The 23,292-nt window shown below is 44.2% G+C and carries 14 protein-coding genes and 1 CRISPR repeat array; of the genes, 3 read left to right on the top strand and 11 right to left on the bottom strand.

Going from position 1 to position 23,292, the window contains the following annotated elements:
* Positions 1–97 precede the first annotated feature (97 nt).
* From B3A20_RS10460 to cas9, 10 genes are all read right to left on the bottom strand, one after another.
* On the bottom strand, positions 98–1,120 hold the full coding sequence (locus tag B3A20_RS10460) for a sulfate ABC transporter substrate-binding protein (RefSeq protein ID WP_290764460.1): 1,023 nt from the start codon (positions 1,118–1,120) through the stop codon (positions 98–100).
* 119 nt (positions 1,121–1,239) lie between these two features.
* Positions 1,240–2,277, bottom strand: coding sequence for a hypothetical protein (locus B3A20_RS10455; RefSeq protein ID WP_290764457.1), 1,038 nt, complete (start codon positions 2,275–2,277; stop codon positions 1,240–1,242).
* A gap of 259 nt (positions 2,278–2,536) precedes the next feature.
* Positions 2,537–4,222, bottom strand: a complete 1,686-nt coding sequence (locus tag B3A20_RS10450; protein WP_290764455.1) for a sulfate adenylyltransferase subunit 1 — start codon at positions 4,220–4,222, stop codon at positions 2,537–2,539.
* Entirely contained in the window at positions 4,222–5,121 is a 900-nt protein-coding gene (gene cysD / locus B3A20_RS10445) for a sulfate adenylyltransferase subunit CysD (protein ID WP_290764453.1), read from the bottom strand. The genes B3A20_RS10450 and cysD overlap by 1 nt, the downstream gene beginning before the upstream one ends.
* A 10-nt stretch (positions 5,122–5,131) precedes the next feature.
* Positions 5,132–5,458: a 4Fe-4S dicluster domain-containing protein gene (locus B3A20_RS10440; RefSeq protein WP_290764451.1), complete on the bottom strand. Its 327-nt coding sequence runs from the start codon at positions 5,456–5,458 to the stop codon at positions 5,132–5,134.
* Positions 5,442–7,145: an adenylyl-sulfate reductase subunit alpha gene (locus B3A20_RS10435; RefSeq protein WP_290764449.1), complete on the bottom strand. Its 1,704-nt coding sequence runs from the start codon at positions 7,143–7,145 to the stop codon at positions 5,442–5,444. The genes B3A20_RS10440 and B3A20_RS10435 overlap by 17 nt, the downstream gene beginning before the upstream one ends.
* A 43-nt stretch (positions 7,146–7,188) precedes the next feature.
* Positions 7,189–8,049: a 4Fe-4S binding protein gene (locus tag B3A20_RS10430; protein ID WP_012819987.1), complete on the bottom strand. Its 861-nt coding sequence runs from the start codon at positions 8,047–8,049 to the stop codon at positions 7,189–7,191.
* Positions 8,050–8,487: 438 nt separating this feature from the next.
* Positions 8,488–11,569: a CRISPR direct-repeat array (repeat unit 48 nt; unit sequence GTTGTGAATTGCTTTCAGATTTTCTAGTTTTACTAGTGCAATAACAAC).
* Positions 11,570–11,671: 102 nt separating this feature from the next.
* The gene (gene cas2, locus B3A20_RS10425) at positions 11,672–12,007 is read right to left on the bottom strand and encodes a CRISPR-associated endonuclease Cas2 (RefSeq protein ID WP_173389419.1); all 336 of its coding nucleotides are present in this window, start codon (positions 12,005–12,007) and stop codon (positions 11,672–11,674) included.
* Position 12,008: 1 nt separating this feature from the next.
* The gene (gene cas1 / locus B3A20_RS10420) at positions 12,009–12,905 is read right to left on the bottom strand and encodes a type II CRISPR-associated endonuclease Cas1 (protein ID WP_290764444.1); all 897 of its coding nucleotides are present in this window, start codon (positions 12,903–12,905) and stop codon (positions 12,009–12,011) included.
* A 7-nt stretch (positions 12,906–12,912) separates the two neighbouring features.
* Positions 12,913–17,448: a type II CRISPR RNA-guided endonuclease Cas9 gene (gene cas9 / locus B3A20_RS10415; RefSeq protein WP_290764442.1), complete on the bottom strand. Its 4,536-nt coding sequence runs from the start codon at positions 17,446–17,448 to the stop codon at positions 12,913–12,915.
* 514 nt (positions 17,449–17,962) lie between these two features.
* Between cas9 and B3A20_RS10410 the strand changes: the two genes are divergently transcribed.
* The 3 genes from B3A20_RS10410 (at position 17,963) to B3A20_RS10400 (ending at position 21,517) form a co-directional block, all read left to right on the top strand.
* A complete protein-coding gene (locus B3A20_RS10410) occupies positions 17,963–19,288 on the top strand; it encodes a hypothetical protein (protein ID WP_290764437.1) in 1,326 nt (441 codons plus the stop codon).
* Positions 19,289–19,411: 123 nt separating this feature from the next.
* A complete protein-coding gene (locus B3A20_RS10405; protein ID WP_290764435.1) occupies positions 19,412–20,866 on the top strand; it encodes an ATP-binding protein in 1,455 nt (484 codons plus the stop codon).
* 387 nt (positions 20,867–21,253) lie between these two features.
* On the top strand, positions 21,254–21,517 hold the full coding sequence (locus tag B3A20_RS10400) for a hypothetical protein (protein WP_290764433.1): 264 nt from the start codon (positions 21,254–21,256) through the stop codon (positions 21,515–21,517).
* A gap of 120 nt (positions 21,518–21,637) precedes the next feature.
* Here the strand turns inward: B3A20_RS10400 and B3A20_RS10395 are convergent, their stop codons facing one another.
* Entirely contained in the window at positions 21,638–23,233 is a 1,596-nt protein-coding gene (locus B3A20_RS10395; protein ID WP_290764431.1) for a bifunctional anthranilate synthase component II/anthranilate phosphoribosyltransferase, read from the bottom strand.
* Positions 23,234–23,292 lie beyond the last annotated feature (59 nt).

Genomic DNA, 23,292 nt, shown 5'->3' with positions numbered 1-23,292 from the left:
CTGTTATTAAATTTTTTTATAATAGATAAAGTAATTGCCTGATTATATGAAAAATCCTCGCCTGTTTGTGAGCGAGGACTGTTTCTATGGAGATGGATTACTTCTTTTCGTAAATCTGGTCGAAAATGCCACCGTTGGAGAAGTGCGTTTTTTGAGCCTTGTCCCAACCGCCGAAGTAGCTGATGTCAATCAGGTTCACGTTTTGGTCAAATTCCTTGTACTGGTCAAGAATGGCCTTGTTGGAAGGACGGTAGTGGTTCTTAGCTGCAATGTGCTGGCCTTCGTCGCTGTAGAGGAAGTTCAGGTATTCGGTGGCAAGTTCGCGGGTGCCGCGCTTGTCAACAACCTTGTCTACAATTGCGACAGACGGTTCTGCCAAGATGCTTACGCTAGGGATGACGATTTCGTAGTCCTTGGGGTAATCCTTGAGCGAGAGGAATGCTTCGTTTTCCCAAGCAAGCAAAACATCGCCCTGGCCGTTTTCGATGAATGTCGTCGTAGAGCCGCGAGCGCCAGAAGCGAGTACGAGCACGTTCTTGTAGAGCTTCTTCACGAATTCCTTGACCTTGGCTTCGTCGCCGTTGTACTGCTTTTCGGCCCATGCCCAAGCGGCGAGATAGTTCCAGCGTGCGCCGCCAGAAGTTTTCGGGTTCGGCGTGATGACTCCGATGCCGTCTTTGACGAGGTCGCCCCAGTCCTTGAGATTCTTCGGGTTACCCTTGCGAACGAGGAAGACGATGGTGGAGGTGTAAGGAGCGCTGTTCAGCGGAAATTCCTTGACCCAGCCTTCTTCGATAAGGCCTGCATCGCGTACAGCGTTCACGTCGTATTCGAGGGCGAGCGTTACAACGTCTGCTTCGAGACCGTTGGCGACTTCCAAAGCCTGCTTGCCGGAACCGCCATGGGACTGCGTGATTTCTACATCCTTGCCGGTCTTTTCTTTCCAGTGCTTGGCAAAGACCTGGTTGTAGTTGGCGTAGAGTTCGCGTGTCGGGTCGTAAGACACGTTGGTGAGGGTCTGCTTTTCAGCGGATGCGGCCTTTTCTTCGGAAGAAGAGCAAGCGGTGAAAGCGAGGGAGAGGAGTGCGATGGATGCAATTGTAATTTTCTTGAAATTCATGTTATGTACCTCTTTGTTTAAATTTTTGATGTTTGGTGTTTCGTTTTAAAAGAAACGCCCCCAGCAATGATGGATCAAAGAAGCGTGAGCTGTGCTGAGGGCGCTCGGGTGTGCTTAGGTTATTTGATAGTAGCCGTGAAGCGTGCTGCAAGGGCTACGTCAGAGGCTTTCTTTTCGCTGAATGCTGTCAGCTGGATCTTGGAATGGGAACCAAGTTTCTTGATTAAGCTCACAGTCCAGGCGAGTTCATCGGCGCCGGCGTTCAGTTCATCGCGATGGGAGACGTATTCAAGTTCTGCGTAAACATTGTTGAAAATGCCTGCGGTTGGGATTTCTACACCGACGAAGAACGGAACGTATTGCGTGTCTTGTGCATATTCGGGCTTGATGGCATTAGCTGCCTTGAGGTTTTCTCCGTCACCAGTTGCGATGAGTGCGACTTCACCGTAGAGACCTAAATTCTTCTGGAAATAATAGCTTGCTCGAACTGCGGCGCGGTGGGTGAGTTGTGCCGTGTGCTGAATGACGTCAAGGGCGTTTACACGGTAAGCTGCGCTGACCTTGGCGTCTCCGAACTTGAGCGTTTCTTCGAAGCGGATGTAGCCCGTGTTGAACTTTGCATCGTATGTGCCGAGCAAGGCGTTAAATGTAGAAATGCCTTTTTCAAAGCCGAAAGCGAAAGCGTCGTGCTGGTAATCGCGAGAAAGGAATCCGCGCTTATTCAGGTGTACATCTACGTAAGTACCGAAGTTGCCGGCGACACTCCAGTCGGTACGGAAACGACCGAACTGAACATTGAACTTACCGTATTCGGTATCCCACTTGTAATTGGCGTAGTAGGTGTCGGCGAGAATCTTATCGTAATTCTTGCCCTCAATGGTGTTGCCGAAACCGGGGCTGAAAATGCGCAAGTTGATTACAGCGTCAAAGCTTTCAGAAGAAAACTTTCCGCCAACGTTTGCGCGCAAGAAGGAATTGTCAAGCGTGTTGTCTGCATCGTTGTCATACAGCGACTTGATGGCCTGTGCCTGAACATTTCCTGTGAGCTTGAAAGAGCTTTCTTCTGCCTTCTTTGCTTCGTCAGCGAAAACAGATGTGGCAAAAAGGGAAGTGGTTAAAACCGCAGCGGCGGCAAGTCTTGAAAAATTCTGATTCATTCTAAACTCCTTGTTATTTGTTTCCTTGTTTTTTTTTGTGCGCACAAATATAGAAGGCGTTTTTTGATTTGTCCAATACTAAATTTTTATGCGGAGGTATCGATTTTTGCTATAGAAATTTTATATGTAATATTGCGCGAGTTTATAATTATTAATAACTATAAAGTAATTGTGAAATTGCACACGGTTGAAATTCTTTTGAAAAACTTAAAACTCCCGATGTTTAATCGGGAGCTGTAATGATTGATTGAAATGAAAATTACTTTATCACGACTTTTCTATATGTGTCGAATGCGGCCCACTTGCGGAAAAATTCCTCGCGGCCGGATTCTCCTGCATCATCGTATTCACGGAGCAAGTTTGCAACATCTTCATCGGAATGGACCTTGATTTCAAAGCCGCGTCCATTGATGACGGGAACGTTTCCGTAGTGGTATTCCTCTGCCGTGGTGATTTCCGCGATGCGCTTGCCACGAACCTTGACGGCGATACTGTCTCGCAAAATGATGATATCAAAATCATCGGGGTAGTGGTAGCTTTCGCCAGCAGTCGGGATTTCGTTGCCTACAGTGTAGTGCTGCTTGACTGGCTGTTGCTTTACTACGGAAAGTGTAGCTGTATCGTAGAAGAATTCTTCGAAGATTTCTCCTCGACCATGGCGCTCGCCTTGCACAAAGGCTGCCTTTTCGTTGGATTGAAGTTGCTTTTCGTAGAGCCCTTCAACAACGCCGCAAGCGGCTGTTGCATGCGTTACGATGTCAATGAGAATGAGCTCGCCAAGCGTTTTGTGCTTTTCAAAAAGATCAACGACAATGGCTTCGGCGAAAACAAGTTCGCAGACGGCAATCCCGTTTTTGGAAATGCTTTCTGTTTCTAAGTGTGCGCCTGTGTTCACGTCAATGGCATAGTCGATTTTCGTGAGTGTTCCAGGAATAATCTTTGTCCCGATTTTGACGAGGTAGTCTTTGCCTAGCGAAAGCGGCTCGTCATCCATCCACAAAAGTGACGCCTTGATTTTCTTGTAGCTACTGATGCTTGCATCTCTAGCGAGCACGCAACCTCTCGATACGTCAACTTCGCGATCAAGCGTAATCGTGACCGGTTCGCCAGCGTGGGCTTCTTCGACATTCCTGTTTGTGTAGAGAATGCTTTTGACGGATGCTTTCTCGTAACTCGGGAGGGATTTGATGACGTCTCCGACGCGAATCGTTCCAGATTCAATTTGTCCTTGGAATCCGCGGAATGTACGGTCGGGGCGGCTCACGCGCTGCACGGGCATGTAAAATCCCTTTTCTAGTGCAGAGCTTGATGTATCGACATTTTCAAGGTATTCAAGTAATGCAGGACCTTGATACCATGCAATGTTTTTCGATTTGATGGTAACGTTGTCGCCTTCTGTTGCCGAAAGCGGAATAACTTGTATGTTGCTCAGGGAATGAGTCTGTGCAAGTTCTGCGATTTGTACCTTGATTTTGTTGAATACATCTTCGCTGTAGCCCACAAGATCCATCTTGTTCACGGCAAAGACAAAGTGGCGAATACCCATCAGCCTGCAAATGCGGGCGTGTCTACGCGTCTGTACGAGAACGCCTTGCGATGCATCTACGAGAATCACTGCGAGGTCGGCAAAAGATGCGCCCACGGCCATGTTGCGCGTGTATTCTTCATGCCCCGGAGTGTCAGCAACGATAAAGCTGCGGTGATCCGTCGTGAAATAGCGATACGCTACGTCGATAGTGATACCTTGTTCGCGTTCTGCCATCAGGCCATCGAGCAAAAGTGAATAATCTATCTTTCCGCTGCGGCTACCGACTTTACTGTCGAGTTCCAGAGCCTTTTCCTGGTCGGCATAGAGCAACTTGGAATCGTAGAGGATGTGTCCGATGAGCGTCGACTTTCCGTCATCAACGCTACCGCATGTAATAAACTTCAATAAGCCTTTCATTAGAAATATCCCTCCCTCTTGCGACGTTCCATGCTGCCGGCAGCTTCGTTGTCAATGACGCGCGAAGTTCTTTCCGAAGAGACGGCGCTCAACGTTTCGTCGATGATTTCATCAAGCGTCGTGGCGGTGGATTCGATGCCGCCTGTGAGCGGGTAGCAACCGAGCGTGCGGAAACGTACCGACTTGATTTCGGGCGTTTCGCCTTCGCGCAGCGGGAAGCGTTCGTCGTCCACCATGATGATGTTGCCATCGCGCACCACGACCGGGCGCGGGGCCGCAAAGTACAGCGGAACAATGTCAATCTTTTCGCGCTTGATGTACTGCCAGATGTCCTTTTCGGTCCAGTTCGAAATCGGGAAAACGCGGATGCTTTCACCCTTGTTGATCTTGGTGTTGTAAAGCTTCCACATTTCGGGACGCTGGTTTTTCGGGTCCCAAGCGTGTGCGGAATTGCGGAACGAGAAAATGCGTTCTTTTGCGCGGGACTTTTCCTCGTCGCGGCGGCCGCCGCCAAATGCGGCGGTAAAACCGTACTTGTTCAACGCCTGCTTTAGAGCCTGCGTCTTCATGATGTCGGTGTAGGCGGATCCATGGTCAAAGGGATTGATGCCGCGATCAACGCCGTCCTGGTTGATGTACTCGATCATCTCGATACCGAGCTTTTGCGCCGTTTGGTCGCGGAACTCAATCATCTCGTGGAACTTCCATGTGGTATTCACATGCAAGAACGGGAAAGGCGGCTTTTCGGGATAGAAGGCCTTCATGGCTAAATGCAACATGACGGAACTGTCCTTGCCAATCGAGTACAACATAACCGGCTTTTCGCATTCGGCTGCGACTTCGCGAATGATGTAGATGGCTTCGGCTTCCAGCTCGTCGAGGTGTGAAAATTCGCTCACTGTAAAACTCCTAGTATTTGTTAGATTCCTTGGGATCGATATCGATAGTCCTGACGCTTCCATCGTTCAGTTCAAAAATCCAGCGCACGATATCGTTTTTTTCGCCCTTGACTTTTTCGGTATGTACCTTGCTTCCCTTGCCGCCAATGTCTTCACCGAGGAAAAATTGGATGGCGTGAACAGGGCATTCCTTGATGCACGAGGTGCAACCCCAGCAATCTTTGGGATACTTGATAAATGCTTTTTTATTTTCGTTTATCTTGATTAACGTGCCGGGACAAACATCGTGACATTTCCCGCAGCCGATGCATTTACTTTGATCAATGCTGATGCTCATAGTTCTTTTGCCCTTCTGCGGTGAGTTCCCGCAAGATGATTTTAAGTTGTCCGTTCTCGAGGCGGGAATTTACGTACTTGCGGAAATGTTCGTTGTCTTTTTTGGGATAGTCGGTGTTTTCTGCAAAGCTGTGCCAACGCGTTTCGTGACGCGCGGCCAAGTGCGCAATCACGCTCTTGCAAACCGTCAAGCGTTCCTTGAGCTCGTAGATATACATGACTTCTTGCAAATCGTCTGCATGCAAGCCGCCCACACGCAGCTCGATATTCTCAATTTCCCTGAGGGCAATTGCTAGTTGATTTTCGCTATAACGATAGCCTGTCTTGATGCCTCCTGCATAAGTGTCCATAGCCACTTGCATTGCCTCTTCAAGACATTCAGCGGTGTCCTTGCCGCTTTTGTTGTTGAGGAATTTCTCGATTTCTGCAACATGTTCGGTAACCTCTTCTTCCTTAATGGTTGCATCGGCCGCAACCTTGCTCTGGATGAATTCCACTGCACTCTTCGCCGCAATCTCGCCTTCGGCAAGCGCGCCCGTCACGTATTTTTGCGGGGCTCCACCGGCAACATCGCCAGCAGCGTAAAGCCCTTCGATGGTTGTTGCTCGCTTGGTATCGACCCAGTAACCGCTTGCGGTGTGGCCGCCCACGATATAGGGCTCCGTTCCTTCGATTTCGACATTCGCCTTCGATGGCGTACCATTTTCAATCCAGCGAATCGTCTGCGACGGAGCCATGTTCAGGTAAGCCTTTAAAAGCGAGTCTTCCTGTGCGGGCGTAATCCCGACGGTGCGCAAGTAGCATGGTCCGCGGCCTTCCTGGTTTTCGGCTACCGTTCCGTACACGCGTTCTGATGTGGAAATGCCGTACTTTGTCTCGTAAACTTCACCAAGCGAATTTATCTGCTTTGCGCCCACGCCCTGCGCAAGCGTGCCCGTCGGGGCAATCGTATCCTTGCAACGCAGCGCAATAAAACGCATCTCGAAAGTCGTCATCTCGGCACCGTGACGGATTCCCATCGCATAGCCCGCGCCCGTGTTGAATGGCGGATACCACATCTTGTGCCTTGAAAATCCTGGATTGTTCGGGCGGTAAAGCCCGGCCGCACCACCTGTGGCGATAATCACCGCATGCGCCTCGATGGCGTAAAAAGTATCGTTCTCGATTCCGAAACCGAAAGCTCCGTCAATCCTGTTGTCGTGAACGGAAAAATCGAAAATGTTCACGTGGTTCAGCACCTGAACATTCGGTGCCTTTGCGACAGCCGCCGCCAAAATTGGCTTTATGTTCTCGCCGTTGATTTTGATATTACGATTCCCGCGGGTCACATACTTTCCATCCTTGTCCTTCAAAATGACAAGGCCTAGCTTTTCCAAGTGCGCGGTGATTTCGTTGAACCTCTCGGAAATGCTGTACAGCAAGTCTTCGCGAACGATTCCGTCGGCGTCTTTCTTGGCGTACTCTACATAATCCTTGGGCGTACGGCCTTCGGTAATGTAGGCGTTCAGCGCGTTTACGCCTGCCGCAAGGCAACCGCTCCGCTTGATGTTCGCTTTTTCGACAACCAATATCTTGATGTCTGCGACGTCTTTCGCTGCATCTAAAGTACTTGCGGTAATGGCCGCATAACAGCCAGCGGTCCCGCCACCAATAATCAGCAAGTCTGTCTTGAGTTTTTCGATGTTCATTTGTTGATAATATGTTGGAATGCTGGCCTTTTTATGCAAGCGTTTATCCGTTGTATACGTCCTGGATTTTCTTTGCGAATACATCGCGGCCGACGCGGTCAATAGTGTACTTGAAACGTTCACCGCTCTTTCCGTTGTCTGCAAAGAATTGAATCGCGGCATCGCAAATGTCCAAGAGCTTCTGCTTGTCTTCTACAAACGGAATAATCGTTTCGCCCTTGTTGATGTTGTTGCCGAAAAGCCCGCCAAACGATACGATGTAGCCGTGAATGTGGCTCCAGGCGTCAGTGGGGCAAGACTTGTAGCAACGACCGCAGTAATTGCATTTTTCCTTGTCGAAAATAACCTTCTTGTTCTCGATTTTAATCGCCTCTTTGCGACAAACCTTTGCGCAAAGCCCGCAACCGATGCACTTGTCTTCGAGCCAATCCACCTTGATGGCGCCCTTGATGCCCACGTCGTTTTCTTCGGCCTTGAGACAGTTGTTTTGGCAACCCGTCACACCGAATTTGAACTTGTGCGGAAGTTCTCGTGCAAAGTAACGGTCATCAAGTTCCTTGGCAATAGCGTATGTGTCAATGCAACCGCTTGGGCAAACGGCTTCACCCTGGCATGCCGTAATGGTACGCACGCGAGCCCCGCAGACGCCCGGTTCAACGCCACCCTCGGCAAGTGCGTTTTTCACATCGTCAATATTTTCAAGCTTGATAAACGGAATCTCGACGCTCTGTCTCGAAGTCAGGTGAGCGTAACCTTCGCCATATTTTTCAGCGACTTCGGCGATTTTGGCAAGCTGTGTTGCAGTGAGGTTCCCGCCAACAACGCGAACGCGCAACGAGAAATTGTTCTTCTGCTTCTGGCGCATCCAGCCGCCCTTTTTAAGAGTAGAATAATCAACTGCCATAGAATGTCTCCCATTTTTGAGAGACAAATATAGAGAACGCAAAACCCTTTGTCCAATACTAAAAAAATATCGCTACTTATAGAATTACTTTATTAGTAGCTTCGTCCGACGCATTTTAAGGTACAGAAAGGAATGTCAAAATGTGTTATTGGAAATTTTGATAGCTTATGAAGGGTGGGGGAGGAATCCCCCTGATTGCAGCCTCGGCTTACAATGTCATGCCCGCCACCGAGCGGGCACCTCCTTCTCGTACAGCATCAAAGCATTCCCGCCGAGTCTTCCATCACCCTCTCTATGCGGGCGCTCAGACGCCGCCCCGTAACGCCCCGGCTTAGCTTGGCCACTCGCCCTGATGTCATGCCCCGCTTGGCGGGGCATCTCCTTTTCTCTTTAAATAATCTATATTGCAGTTGACATAGCCCCATTCCTCGCAGTTTGGGACTCAGCTTCTTTCAGATTTTCTAGTTTTACTAGTGCAATAACAACGTTGTCGTTACGTGCAGAACGGATGACGCTGTTGTGAATTGCTTTCAGATTTTCTAGTTTTACTAGTGCAATAACAACACTCCCCTATTTATCCCGTTCGAATGCTTGGTTGTGAATTGCTTTCAGATTTTCTAGTTTTACTAGTGCAATAACAACAAACACAGGGCGAACGCAAGACGAGAGATGGTTGTGAATTGCTTTCAGATTTTCTAGTTTTACTAGTGCAATAACAACAACTTTGACATCCACGATATCGAGTACCAGGTTGTGAATTGCTTTCAGATTTTCTAGTTTTACTAGTGCAATAACAACTCGCTCGAATTCGAAGGGAGAGCGAAACGGGTTGTGAATTGCTTTCAGATTTTCTAGTTTTACTAGTGCAATAACAACCGGGCGCAGGTGCTAACGTTCCCAAAAAGTGTTGTGAATTGCTTTCAGATTTTCTAGTTTTACTAGTGCAATAACAACAGGGGTCTTTTTTAAAGGAGAAAAACATGGTTGTGAATTGCTTTCAGATTTTCTAGTTTTACTAGTGCAATAACAACAAAAAATAGTAAACGTAGATATTTTATTTTGTTGTGAATTGCTTTCAGATTTTCTAGTTTTACTAGTGCAATAACAACACCCTGGAAGCGCAACGAGCGGACCACCTGTTGTGAATTGCTTTCAGATTTTCTAGTTTTACTAGTGCAATAACAACGAACCGCTTGTTTTATGGGCTGCATTTACAGTTGTGAATTGCTTTCAGATTTTCTAGTTTTACTAGTGCAATAACAACTATTGCTTCTGTGAACCCCAAGAGAAGTCGTTGTGAATTGCTTTCAGATTTTCTAGTTTTACTAGTGCAATAACAACAAATTACATTTTTCTCTATCCACTTTTAAGTTGTGAATTGCTTTCAGATTTTCTAGTTTTACTAGTGCAATAACAACATATAACTAATTCAGAGCGTGTAGAGGGCAGTTGTGAATTGCTTTCAGATTTTCTAGTTTTACTAGTGCAATAACAACATGTACGCTCACGAGCTGGGTTTGGATAGTGTTGTGAATTGCTTTCAGATTTTCTAGTTTTACTAGTGCAATAACAACTAGTCACATTGGAGCCTGTTGAGTAACACAGTTGTGAATTGCTTTCAGATTTTCTAGTTTTACTAGTGCAATAACAACTCTTCGTCGCCATAGCCTTCGTGGCGGAACGTTGTGAATTGCTTTCAGATTTTCTAGTTTTACTAGTGCAATAACAACTCACACTGAAGATTATAAATCGCATGACTCGTTGTGAATTGCTTTCAGATTTTCTAGTTTTACTAGTGCAATAACAACGCGCGCACCATTTGACGCAAAGAAAGCCTGGTTGTGAATTGCTTTCAGATTTTCTAGTTTTACTAGTGCAATAACAACCTGTTCGATTGCCGAAACATTTTCGAGGTTGTTGTGAATTGCTTTCAGATTTTCTAGTTTTACTAGTGCAATAACAACAGATAAGACGCTTACAGTGCTATCTTGTGGTTGTGAATTGCTTTCAGATTTTCTAGTTTTACTAGTGCAATAACAACTGACCTTGCCAAATGGGCAATACACCACCAGTTGTGAATTGCTTTCAGATTTTCTAGTTTTACTAGTGCAATAACAACGGAGGATGGAATGAATGGTCTGCATTTGTCGTTGTGAATTGCTTTCAGATTTTCTAGTTTTACTAGTGCAATAACAACTATGGGCACATCCATCAAGGATACTTTTGCGTTGTGAATTGCTTTCAGATTTTCTAGTTTTACTAGTGCAATAACAACACCGCGCGCGCCGCCGCCGGGTTAAAGGTGTTGTGAATTGCTTTCAGATTTTCTAGTTTTACTAGTGCAATAACAACAAATCGACTTTGCACCGGCTGCAAACGCATGTTGTGAATTGCTTTCAGATTTTCTAGTTTTACTAGTGCAATAACAACTAGAAGGTTATCGCGCGCATGCGTGATTGTGTTGTGAATTGCTTTCAGATTTTCTAGTTTTACTAGTGCAATAACAACCACACGCTGCAAACATCATCAAGGGCAGCGTTGTGAATTGCTTTCAGATTTTCTAGTTTTACTAGTGCAATAACAACAAGGACAAAGATTCATTTTCTGTCTACATCGTTGTGAATTGCTTTCAGATTTTCTAGTTTTACTAGTGCAATAACAACAATCATTGTAAGATAACTGTTTATCAAGCGGTTGTGAATTGCTTTCAGATTTTCTAGTTTTACTAGTGCAATAACAACCCCAGCCAATCAGATAACCGTCAAGAGTGGGTTGTGAATTGCTTTCAGATTTTCTAGTTTTACTAGTGCAATAACAACGACTTTTCGATAGGAAGCGCACGAGCGTAGTTGTGAATTGCTTTCAGATTTTCTAGTTTTACTAGTGCAATAACAACATTGGCACTTGAAATAGCTTGTCAGAACCGGTTGTGAATTGCTTTCAGATTTTCTAGTTTTACTAGTGCAATAACAACGTTGCAGGGTCCACAGAACGCTTCACAGGAGTTGTGAATTGCTTTCAGATTTTCTAGTTTTACTAGTGCAATAACAACCATCACGCAAGGCAGTCAAGCCACCAACAGGTTGTGAATTGCTTTCAGATTTTCTAGTTTTACTAGTGCAATAACAACCCGTTCATGAGCCTTATTCGCGTGAACCTCGTTGTGAATTGCTTTCAGATTTTCTAGTTTTACTAGTGCAATAACAACAGTCATTATAGAGGTTCGGCAAATCCTGAAGTTGTGAATTGCTTTCAGATTTTCTAGTTTTACTAGTGCAATAACAACAAGTTCCACATCTTACGCCGAGATCGTCTAGTTGTGAATTGCTTTCAGATTTTCTAGTTTTACTAGTGCAATAACAACATCATGAGACCAATTAAACCGAGCATGATCGTTGTGAATTGCTTTCAGATTTTCTAGTTTTACTAGTGCAATAACAACAAATCGAGTCGTATCAACAGAAGGCGAAACGTTGTGAATTGCTTTCAGATTTTCTAGTTTTACTAGTGCAATAACAACTGATTCGTTGTAACTATACAGCTATGAACGAGTTAGATGTATCATTGCGAAAAGAAAAAATCGACCTTTTGGGGTCGATTTTTTCTTGTTTTTGAACGTTTTTTATAGGAAAAGCTCTAATTGCCCAGTTGATTTGGGCTTTGGTTTTTCTTTTCGGCCATAGAAAACTTGGATTTTCCCGAACTGCTTGTCTGTGATGCAGAGTATGCTTACCGAACCATCTGGCGGCATAAAACTCTTTACGCGAGCAATATGAACTTCTGCATTTTCCACAGAAGCGCAATGCCGAATATATATGGATAACTGGAATCTTGAAAATCCATCTTTCAACAGATTTTTGCGAAACTCGCTGTGCCGTTGCCGCTCAATTTTCGTTTCTGTCGGCAAATCAAAGAAACACATAATCCACATAATTCTGTACTCGCTAAATCGGTCCATCCTACACCTCCGGATAGAGCAATTTCCTTGTTGTTCCTAAATAACACTTGGCAAGCGAAGCTGTTGTTGTTGAAACGGCATTCATCAATGGACTTCGATTTCCTTCAATAACACAGTCAAGTACGGGAATTCTTAAAAGTTTTGCCTTTATTTCAGTAGAAAGATCAGTAGGATATTCTTCTATTTCGTTAATAACTTCTAAAATTAGTTTGTCTACGATTGGGCGGTACGGCTCCATTATATCATCTGCTAAACAATAGGCGTTGTAACGATTATGGTGGTGTATTCCCAAAGTCGGTAAAAGTCCGCTCGAAACCAAAGCCCTTGCAACCACACCGCGTAAAATGGCATAGCCATAATTGAGCATATTATTTGGTGGTACTCCATTACGGTCACGAACAAAATCAGGAATATCGGGGAACATTTCTTTCCAATAGTAAGCTGCGGCAACAGCTTCTCTGTTATCAACATCTCCACTTCGCACGGAATTTGCCCATGCCGTCATATTTCCAATTTCAGCGTCATGAGAACCATGCAAAACGGCGGCCTGATTTAAAATTTTTTGCTGGACCGTTTGTTGCCATAGTTGCTTTTTTAATGGAAGCGATGCATCTATCTGAGCCTGGAATCTTTCGCTTTGTAGGGTGTTTCCCGACAGAGGGAGTAAAAGACCTGATGGCAAATGGGTCTTGTCACAGTTGATGATAGCGCAGTTGTTCTCTAGCAAAGCCCCAAGTAAAGCGTTGGTCACTGTAATTTGGGGAGAATCAAGGACAATATAGGCAATGTCTTCAATAGCTGCGGTGACGATTTCATCATCGCGTTTCTTAATGACAAGCTGGTTGTCCTTTAGGCTTAGATAAGCCTGGTTCCCGAAATACAGTGTACGTTTAATCATAAAGGGCCTATTTTATATTTCCAAGTCTGTCAACCTCTATAGGAATACATATTTCCTTAATCATTTTATTGTTCCATGCTCGCTGGGCTTTATTATTGCTTCCCAACTCTGTTGTTTGTACAATAGGATTGGCTACAAAGGATGGAATGAAGTGTGCTTCATTGCTTGTGCAACTTACAAATTTGTATATCTGATCTTTATCAGGATTGGTAATACCTTTTTTTAATTCGTTTTCTGTTGGCAAATACACTAAATCATTCGGTGAAAGAATAAACAGGAGCTGAACGTCCTTCTCAACAAGGTCCTTTTCTTTTAAATAGGATTCAATATTCTGTTTCCACTGATTACCATATTTTTTCTGGCAATCAATCATTACGTTTAGTGGAATTGTCAAATACGAGCGTTTCCCGTCTTTTTCGAAAACGGCAAAGAACAAATTGGTTCCCTTAGCGGCTTCGACAAATTTGACTTTCTTATTGCCTTTTTGTCCAACAGCAAATTTATCCGCCTTTTCGTAAACGCGCACCTTTAAAATTGGTTGATGGAATTTACCATTGTTTAGTTCAACGATGTTTTTGTTCATTTCATCAATGCCGTCTGGAGAAAAAGCTTGTTCTGCATCTCCGTTCTTGCTTTTTAGATGAGCCAATAAAATCTTTTGTATTCCAGAATCAGCGATACTATCTTCGATTTTTGCTTGGTTAAAAGAGCTGTCAAGAGATTTTCTTGTGGCGAAGAAACGTTCTTTTGTTTCTTTAGTGAAATAGAATACGTCTATTTTTGATGTGTCAATCCCATAGCCGCCTATATGATATTCTTCAATATATTTTTTGATGTTCTTTGCGTCAACTTTATTGTTTTTCAATTCAGTAATTTTTTCTTTGATTCTCTTGTTGAGGATTCTTTCTGGAACTTTTATTGCGTCACTTAAGGAAACGCTTTTTACTTTGCGCAGATTAATTTCCCCAAAAACGGTGTCCTTGTGCATTGGTTTACGGATTGCCCAGCTATTGCCCTTTCCTTGCTTTACAAAAGTCTTCTTTCCGTTTTCATCAAAATGTTGGAATGTGTTTGTCGTTTTATTAATCACACGCTGATTTTGCTTGAAACTAACGATGATATTTTCAAGGATGTTCTTGGAGTCCATAGTGAATGAATCCCAGGGCTTTAGGAATTCTTTGGCTACTTCACGTTCCTTGCCGTCAATCATCGCCTTTTCAAAACAACGGAGTTTGCGTTGCAACTGATACCTAGTTGCATTGAATTTTGAATGGGCCGCTTCATTATTCAGTAGGTTTACATGATCCCGTGTAGTGCATGCGATGACTATAGCATCCATTGCATGATGCCGGTGGTCAATTCTTTTCTTATTGAACCCCTTTTGAAGCTCTAAAGGCATCTGTGGAATAAGATGACCTTCTGCATTTGTTGTCGTGAAACAATCTTTTCCTGTAATTTGGTTCATTCGAATAAATCTTGGCAAAATAATGCTGTTCCAGACATCATTCATGCCCCAATCTTTTTTCAAACGGTCTGTAACAGCGCCATTGCACGAAATAAGATTTTTGGACACTGCTTCTGGTTCATAGTTTTCGTCGTCAATTTTTTCACGAACGATATTAGACAAGAGTCCTTTAACAACTTTGCTGATGTATCGGCTATCGTTTAGCTGGCGTTCTATGAATTCATCGGGAATGTTTTCCATCAACAGTTTTTTCATTTTTACGCGATTGTTCGCATAATTTTCTTTGACGAATTTTTCATAAGCATCTACGGAAAGTATTTCGACAACTTCACCTTGGCTTAATTGAACTTTTTCTCCATGGTGCTCCTCAATGAATTCATGTCCTAATTGGCGGTCCTTAAGCTTGTTAACTTCAGCTTCGCAGATGACCTTGTTGCTGAAAGAGTCGTCGAAATAACGCGACTGAGGAATAATATGTTCGATTTCATATGCGGAGGTAAACAACTTAGAAAGAGAGATTGTTTTACCCGTGTATGGGGATCGATACTTTTGTTCAAGCCAACATTTGTAACGGACAATATCTGATTTTGTTGGTTGAGCTTGTTTGGATATTTTGGAGATGAAATCAAATTCTTCGTCATCCTTAGTTAAATTTTCAAGTGCGTTTTCTTCATAAATACGCAGAATATCCTGCTGGCTTGGTGAATACGGACGAACGTTTTCAATGCCCATGCCTGGATTCATGAATTCCATTAGCATGGCTTTGATGCGTAAATTCGTGTTTTCGTTCTTCAGGATGTTTTCAGACATTTTCTTGCGCTTATCGGCAGGATTTTTCAGGTCTCGTCCAAGCTCAAGATGGATTTCGTCAATTTGTCCTTCCTGTTTCCAAATGTCTCGAACGGTTCTTAATGTCTCTGTGACAACTTGTTCGACGATGGGATTACGCAAGGAATGTTGTTTAAATTTCTTGAGATAAGAATCAATTTCCTCGGGAGTATTCCATTTGGTACAATCTTTGGCTTCAGAATGTCTGTCGTACACGATGTAGCAGGCTAGCCAGACCGGTAGGCCTCTAAAATCACTTATGTCTTTTAGGTTAATCGCGTTATCCCGAACTCTATTGGAGATTTTCTCATCATATTCGCCATTGATGATTTTGTCAATCCTGTCTAGAGTATTTTTGTCAATATTGTCTTGGTTCCAGTATTTGCCCATTCGCATGAGAGATAGCAATTTCTTTATTGCTTTTTCTGAATAGGAACCATAATCTTTCTTAAATGGTTTTAACTTGGAGAAAACTATTGCAAACTCGCCGTTCCAACCCTGCTTTTGTGCAAAATGAGTCAGAGCCGTTTCAATTTCCTTTTTGTCTTCGACAGAATAAAGAATGTGCCATAAAGCCATTTCCATTTCTGACGAAAGAACTGATGCGTTAATACCACATTTTGAAAGTCCTTTCAAAATTGTGGCACGAGTTTCGTTGCAAGGATAAACTTTATCTTCTACATAATTCCATCGGTATGGATTTTCTTTATTTTTAGATTTTTTGGTATTAAAGAGATACTTTAACAACTCTTCCTGTTCGATGGATTCTCTATCATTTAGCCAGTCAAAAAGTCTTACATAATCTTCTTCAGATTTTAAGCATTCACTTGTAATGTCAACGTCTGTTGAAAGTTTACCATCGATTTCTTTTTCTCGCTGATAAATTCTCAGATTTTGAATGAATTGCCAAAGTCTAAATTCCTGGAATAATGGATTTGATTTTGTAATGCATTTTACGGGAACTTTTTTCTTTTCGCCAGTTTTTGAATCAATGAAAATGTGCTCTTCGTAAGGACAATTGTCAATTTGGGATTTTTTACTTTTTAACGGGCGCTGATAGAATAAAATGTCGTTAATGAAAAGATTTGCAAAATCGGTCTTTGCAATAGTATTTCTATGAGCTTCGTTGATGGGGTAGAGTTCTTCAATACACTGTTTGTACAGATTGTCATTTCGGAGTTCGGGGATGAGCTCAACTTGTTTCTTAAGTATCTGTGTCAATTCTTCTTTATAGAATTTTCTTTCAACTGTTCTGACTAATTTCCCAATAATCTTTTGCTTGGGGTTATTTAGCAACGAATCGTAAATGTAGCAACCGACTGTTTTTGTACTTTTTTCAATATCGGCTTCGGTTTTCTTTTTAAGAAGAGTCCAATCGTCTTCTTGTGGAGCTCTAAAGGATCGTTTAATATTTCCTTCTTTATCTTTCTTAGGCGTCCCATCCTTTTCTAAATCGGTCGTTACAATGAATTCCTTGATTTTCCCTTCCCAATCAAGAGGGGCTTTACTGGTACGTCGATAGATCATCCCATTTTCTAGATAAACATTGTACCAAATATCATCGCCTTTCTTCTGGTCGGTTGCTTCTACTTTAACAACTTTTTGCGCTAAATATTCGATTTTCTTGTCCTGAGGAATATCCTCTTCTTCGCCTCTTAATTGATAATAACCGCGTTTTTGATTGAACTGGAGCAGTAACCAAGAGAGTTCTTCTTTTGAAAGAGCTTTCTCAAGAGCCTTTTTACGAAGATAGTAGATGGTCCAGTCATAGGGGATTTTCTTTCCTTCTTTGACAATTTCTGGTTGCTTGTCTTTAAATTCGGCTAGCATTTCATTGAATGCATCTTGGAAAATGAATTCGTATTTGCCTTCTGTGTTTTTGCGCCATGCTAATTTGGGCTCACTATCGTCAGTGAATTTACCATAGCGGTTAATCTTGCTTGCGAAATGTTTTGGCAGAAAATCCATAAGGCTTAAAATGCGCAGAAGTCTTTCTCGTCTTAAAAGAGCTCTTTCATGCAAGCGGCGAGCCATTCTCTTGTCTGTTCGATCTTTGGTTTGCGAAACTGTAATTCCTGATTCAAAGTTGCCTAGAACATCTGCTGACATAGGGATGATTCTACTGCCAGCGGCAGAAATGCTGTTCGGCTTCAGGTAGCGAGACCCGTCGTTGCGAGTGATTGCATCCGCATTCACCACAGCCCAACCAATTGAATTGGTTCCCAAGTCCAAACCAAGAATCTTTTTCATGAATAAACCTTTTTATAAAATTTTTCTTCTATTAAAGTAACATTTTTTCGAGTAAAAAAGACAGAAAAACCGCAAAATTTCAACAAAAACGCCAAATTTATAGAATAAGGTCAAACAGTATAAATTTATAAATATAAACTTTCATTATGTCATATTGTGACATTTACAAATTTTTTTGACTATTTTAATTTTTTCATAAAAAAAAAGTCACAAATCAAAAAACTTTAACTATATTATTAGCATAATCTGAAAGCAATTCACAATAAGGATTATTCCGTTGTGAAAACATTTAAGGCGGTGCGAAAGCATCGTCCTCTTTCTTTTAAGACCTCTTGACAACCGCCATTCCGTAATTTATATGGGTTCTGTCGGGCCAGACCGTACTTTTGGGTCGAAACTGCGAAATGCTCTGCAAGTCGCACAACCGAGCCAAAGGGAATAGGTAGAAAAAAAAAGTGGGTGACATTATTCCGTTTTTTTTAGCTATATTCATGATTAGCTTGTGAGGTGGACTGTGAAAATAAAATTTCTCTATCTAATTGCGGCATTAGCCCTTTTTGCAAATTGCTCTGAAAGCCCGAGCGATCCCACACCTTTCACCGAAGAAATAAGCACAGAAAGTTCATCTGACATGGATTCGTCAACTTCTATCAGTTCCAGTTCCGTTTTCGAATCAAGCTCTTCGAATCAAGTTTCATCAAGTTCCATTTTGGATTCTTCGACAGAAGGTCCGAGTGTCAGTTCGAGTTCTGTCACTCCATCATCATCCAGCAGCAATTTTCAGCGCAGTAGTTCCAGCAAAAGACATAATGACTTGGTCGAGCCCGACAAACCCCTGAGTTTTTCCGGTAGCGGTGTTGCAACGATACCATTACGGTCTTTTATCGATTCAAATGAAACACGCACTGTAAATTTGCGGGTGCTCTACCCTGCGGAAGAAGGAAAACTCGACACGGGATTTTTCTCCCTCAATCAATGTTTTTTGTATGAAGACGGAAGTTTTAAATGCAAGCAGGGACAATGCGTGGAAAATGTCGGCGGCACCATCAGTGTTCCGTATGGTGGAATCACAATACAAGTGGATTATCATGACAACGACAGCAGCGCATACGGCAGATACTTTCACGAAAGTACGGAAACAACACTTCTCTTCGATGTGAATCTCGGGGACAGCGCAATTACCTCATACATCCCGTACAGCAACATTCCCGAATTTGATAAGGCTAAAGTCAAAAGCCATCTAGAAACGCTCTCGGCCAACGGGTGCGAAGTCCTTTTCCGTTACGAAGGATACTACCGGCTTTATGCCGAAGGGCTCCCCGAAGGAATCATCCTCTACCACGATGGAAACGGCCTCAATCCTACCATTAGATACTCCCCACTTGCTTCGGCAAATTCTGAAGACTTTGAGAAAATAACAGAGCATTACACTAGCCTTTCCAATCCAGAAACGACGGACTCCATAATAAATGAGATTCCCAGTATACAATCATTAGTCGATTATTGCGAACAAGAACATGGATCACATTGCAACAATGGATTATTCGACGTATTCACCGAAAAAAAATTCGCAGATTACCCTTACTATAGAAAAGATTCTATCGAGTATTCTGTTTCCAAGAACGAATACGGTTGCAGGGTCGTTGCGCATTCCTATTACAAGGAAGATATGGCAGGATACTGTCATGGTTGGGAACTGCCCGACCTCGCCAAAAGGTATTCTAGCCGCCTCATCAACATTTCAGCAAAAATTCCTACAGGCCCCATCTATTGGACTCTCATCTACAAGGACCAATACGGACGTAGCGGCTCAATGCAAATCACGAGCGAATTCAAGTGACTTTTTGAGGAAGAATGCCTGTTTTTGACGAATTTTTGAGGAGAATTTTCTAATTTTAACGAAAATTATTGATTTTTGACGAATTTTTGATTAAATTTAACGAAAATAGGATTCGTCAAAAATATGCTAGAGAAGAAATTAAAGAAAATCGTTGAAGAAGTCTGTTCGCAAAAAAGCGAAAGCAATCATATAGAAATCAAGAAATCTGCGGGCGGCTGCCCTCGATTATTCGATACGTTATCTTCATTTTCAAATCAGAAAGATGGCGGTATTATCCTGTTCGGTATAGACGAAGAAAACGATTTCAAAATTTGCGGCGTATATAACGCAGCCGACTTGATAAAGAAAATATCTGAGCAATGTCTGCAAATGGAGCCTCCAGTAAAAGCTCTTTGCACAACAACAACGTTACATCGTAAGACAGTCGTCTGTGCAGAAATCCCCGAAATGGACGATTTCCAGAAGCCCTGTTTTTATAAGGGTGCCGGGCGACTCAGGGGATCATTCGTACGCGTCGGCGATAGCGACCGACAAATGACAGAATACGAGGTTTACACCTTCGAGTCGTTCAAGAAAAAAATCGAAGACGAGTTACGCCCCGTCGAACGCGCCGATAAAAAAGAATTGCAAACGGACGCCTTCAAGAAATACACTTTGGCCTTGCAAGAAAAAAAGCCCAATGTATTCGCACTTCCGGTTCAACGATGGATGATGCTGCAAGGTTTTATGTCAAACGGGCACCCGACTATTGTAGGATTATTCATGTTTAGTGCCTACCCGCAAGGGTATTTCCCGCAACTAGGGATAACAGCGGTTGCAGTTCCTGGAACAGAAGTCAGTGGAATTGGCGAAATTGGCGAGCGTTTTTTAGACAACAAACGTATCGAAGGGACAATTCCACAAATGAAGGATGATGCCGTAGCTTTCGTCATCCGAAACATGAAGGTGCGCACCGTCATCGACGAAAAAACAGGCGAACGAACAGACAAGACTGAATATCCCGTTATCGCCATTCGTGAAATCATCCTGAACGCCCTCGTCCATCGCGATTACAGCATTCATACGGACAATTGCCCCATTACAATCAGAATGTTCACAAACAGAATCGAGGTTGAAAATCCAGGCGGACTTTATGGCCGCAATCGCATAGATACGCTTGGAGATTATGGCGCGGACACCCGAAATCCCTACCTTGCAAACGCACTCGAAATTATCGGGCAAGCCGAAAACCGCTACAGCGGAATACCGACAATCCGCCGAGCCATGGAAGAAGCCGGATTGGAACCTCCTAAATTTGAAAGCACTCGAGGCATTTTCCGCGTGACTTTGTACAACACTCTAAAAAAAATTTCCGCACCGCTAACAGAATTGCAGCAATGGATTTTAGAATTCTGCAAAGTTCCAAGAAGCCGCAGCGAATTGGAAACCGAGTTCAAGAGCGAATTGACCGGGGCCTATCTGATGACTCGGCATATCTACCCGATGGTTAAGGAAGGGCTGCTTTCACTCACAATCCCCGACAAGCCCAAGAGCAAGAACCAACGATTCGTGAGAAACAATTCACGCGGTTATTCGTAGCAAGCGAGATGAAGGTAAAACTGTCAAAATATAAAAAGGTATATTAAACGGTGTGACATCTAAAAAATACATTCAACATGGATTGAAGATTCTAAAAAAAAGCAATAATTTATCTCACAGTTATTGCTGGCGTCGGTTTTATTGCCCTAGCGTGTTATATTATCTATGTTACATATATGATTTTAAAAACACCGTCTCCCCATTACGAGGAAAAGGATTTTGCCCCCGAATACGAACTTGACGACATCAATCCTAGGGTAAGCAATGGACCCTCAAAATATATAAAGAAAAGAGATTTTGATTACAGTATTGTCATATATACGAAACTTGAAACTTTAGTTTCGTAGTTGAGTTATCCTCTTTGGGGAAAAATATGCAAGCATAATTTTGCGACGCTCGTTTAGCACGCTTATCAGCAAGAAAGAATTCGAGGTTTATCGGAATATGTATCACAAGGTCTGGGACCATAACGCCATGAGACGGGGAATCTTCAAGGAATTCGCGGATGACATCAACGCGAAGATTGAAGAACGTACCCGCGAAATCGCGAAGAAGATGATACAGCTTGGCGTTTCTGACGAGGAAATTGCCGCAACCACGGATCTTTCTCTAGAAGACATCGTTGTGCTTCGCAGTCAGTTAGAAGCGTAGTTTGTAACCATTTTTACAATGTTAATCTGATAAAAAAAAGAGCCCCGATTTCTCGGAGCACTTATCACAAAGGACGTAGCCTGCGCTCGCTCCCAAAGGTAGCAAGCGCGGCGGACCTCATTACGCGTTTGTAGCGACTTTGACTTCCTCGATTTTCTTGAGAACAGTGCCGTCTTCCATCGCTTTGATGGCCTTGTCGAAGCCTTCCTTGATGCTGGCTGCCTTCTTGCTGATGTAAAGTGCAGCACCGGCGTTCAGGGCGCAAGCGTACTTGATTCCCGGACGGCCCTTGCCGTTCAGCATGTCGAGGGCGAGCTGGAAGTTGTCTGCACCCGTACCGCCTGCGAGGTCTTCAGGGTCCACAGAGGGCACGCCGAAATCCTTCGGGTCAATGCGGTATTCGCGATATTCGCCGTCTTCCAGAATTTCGGCGATGGTTGTCGGCACGCACGGAGAAATTTCATCGTAGCCGTCGTCGCTGATGGCGACCATCACGCGTTTGGCACCGAGGGCCTTTGCTGCCTTGGTGAACGGTTCCAGCACGGACTTGCTGTAAACACCGAGCATGAGGTACTTGGCTTCGGCCGGGTTCGTGAGAGGTCCGAGCAGGTTCATGATGGTTTTTACGCCGAGGGCAGCGCGCACGGGGGCTGCAAAGCGCATGGCGCTGTGGTAGACCGGAGCCATGAGGAACACGAAATTTGTCTTGTCGATGACGGTTGCGGCCTTGTCTGGAGTCATGTCGAGCTTGAAGCCTGCTGCTGTGTAAAAGTCGGCGGCGCCAGACTTGCTGGAGACGGCGCGGTTGCCGTGCTTTGCCACTTTGGCGCCACAGCTAGCGGCAATGATGCCCGAGAGCGAGCTCACGTTGAAACTTCCCTTGCCGTCGCCACCGGTACCCACGATGTCCGTGAGTTCTTCGCCACTGTATGGGAAGCGGCGTTTCTTCTTGTTGAGCACGTAGGCGCAGCCTGCGATTTCTTCGGCAACAGGGCCTTTTGCAAAGAGTGCGGTGAGGATGCCTGCCATCTGGCGTTCGTCCATGATGCCGTCGGTCAGGTCTTCCATGAACATTTCGGCCGTGGCGCGGGTCAAGTCCTTGCCTTCCATGAGCGTGTTCAAAATGCCACGCACATCCAGCGGTTCACGGCGGTAGTTGAGGAAAGCCTTGAAGAATTCGTCAGCGCGGCCGCTGGCGATAGATTCCGGGTGGAACTGCACGCCTTCAATGGGGAGCGCCTTGTGGCGAATGCCCATGATGTCGCCGTCGGTTGCGCGGGCTGTCACTTCGAAATCGCCCGGGAGCGTCGATTCGTCGATGACCAAGCTGTGGTAACGCGTGAAGATGTTCTTCTTGCCGATGGTTCGGAAAAGTCCCTTGCCGTCGAGGTCGATTTCTTCGGCAATGCCGTGCTTGATGAACTTGGCCTGTACAATCTTTGCGCCGAATGCGTAACCGATAGCCTGGTGGCCGAGGCACACGCCCAAAATCGGGAGCTTGCCTGCAAAGTGCTTGATGGCTTCCACGGAGATGCCTGCATCTTCGGGGCGGCCTGGGCCCGGGCTTACGATAAGGCGGCTCGGGTTTAACTTTTCGATGTCGGCGATGGTGCATTCGCGGCTACGGAGCACGCGGATTTCTTCGGTGGTAATCTTGGCCAAAGCCTGATAAACGTTATAAGTAAAAGAATCGTAGTTGTCGATGATAATGATCATTTTTATTCGCTTTTTTAAAATTTGTGATTCAGGGTTGTTGTTGGGTGTCGGTTCTCAGT

It is taken from the genome of Fibrobacter sp. UBA4297, from assembly GCF_002394865.1.
Lineage (GTDB): Bacteria > Fibrobacterota > Fibrobacteria > Fibrobacterales > Fibrobacteraceae > Fibrobacter.
Note: the sequence above shows the minus strand (reverse complement) of the source record. Positions and strands in the feature narration are given on the sequence as shown.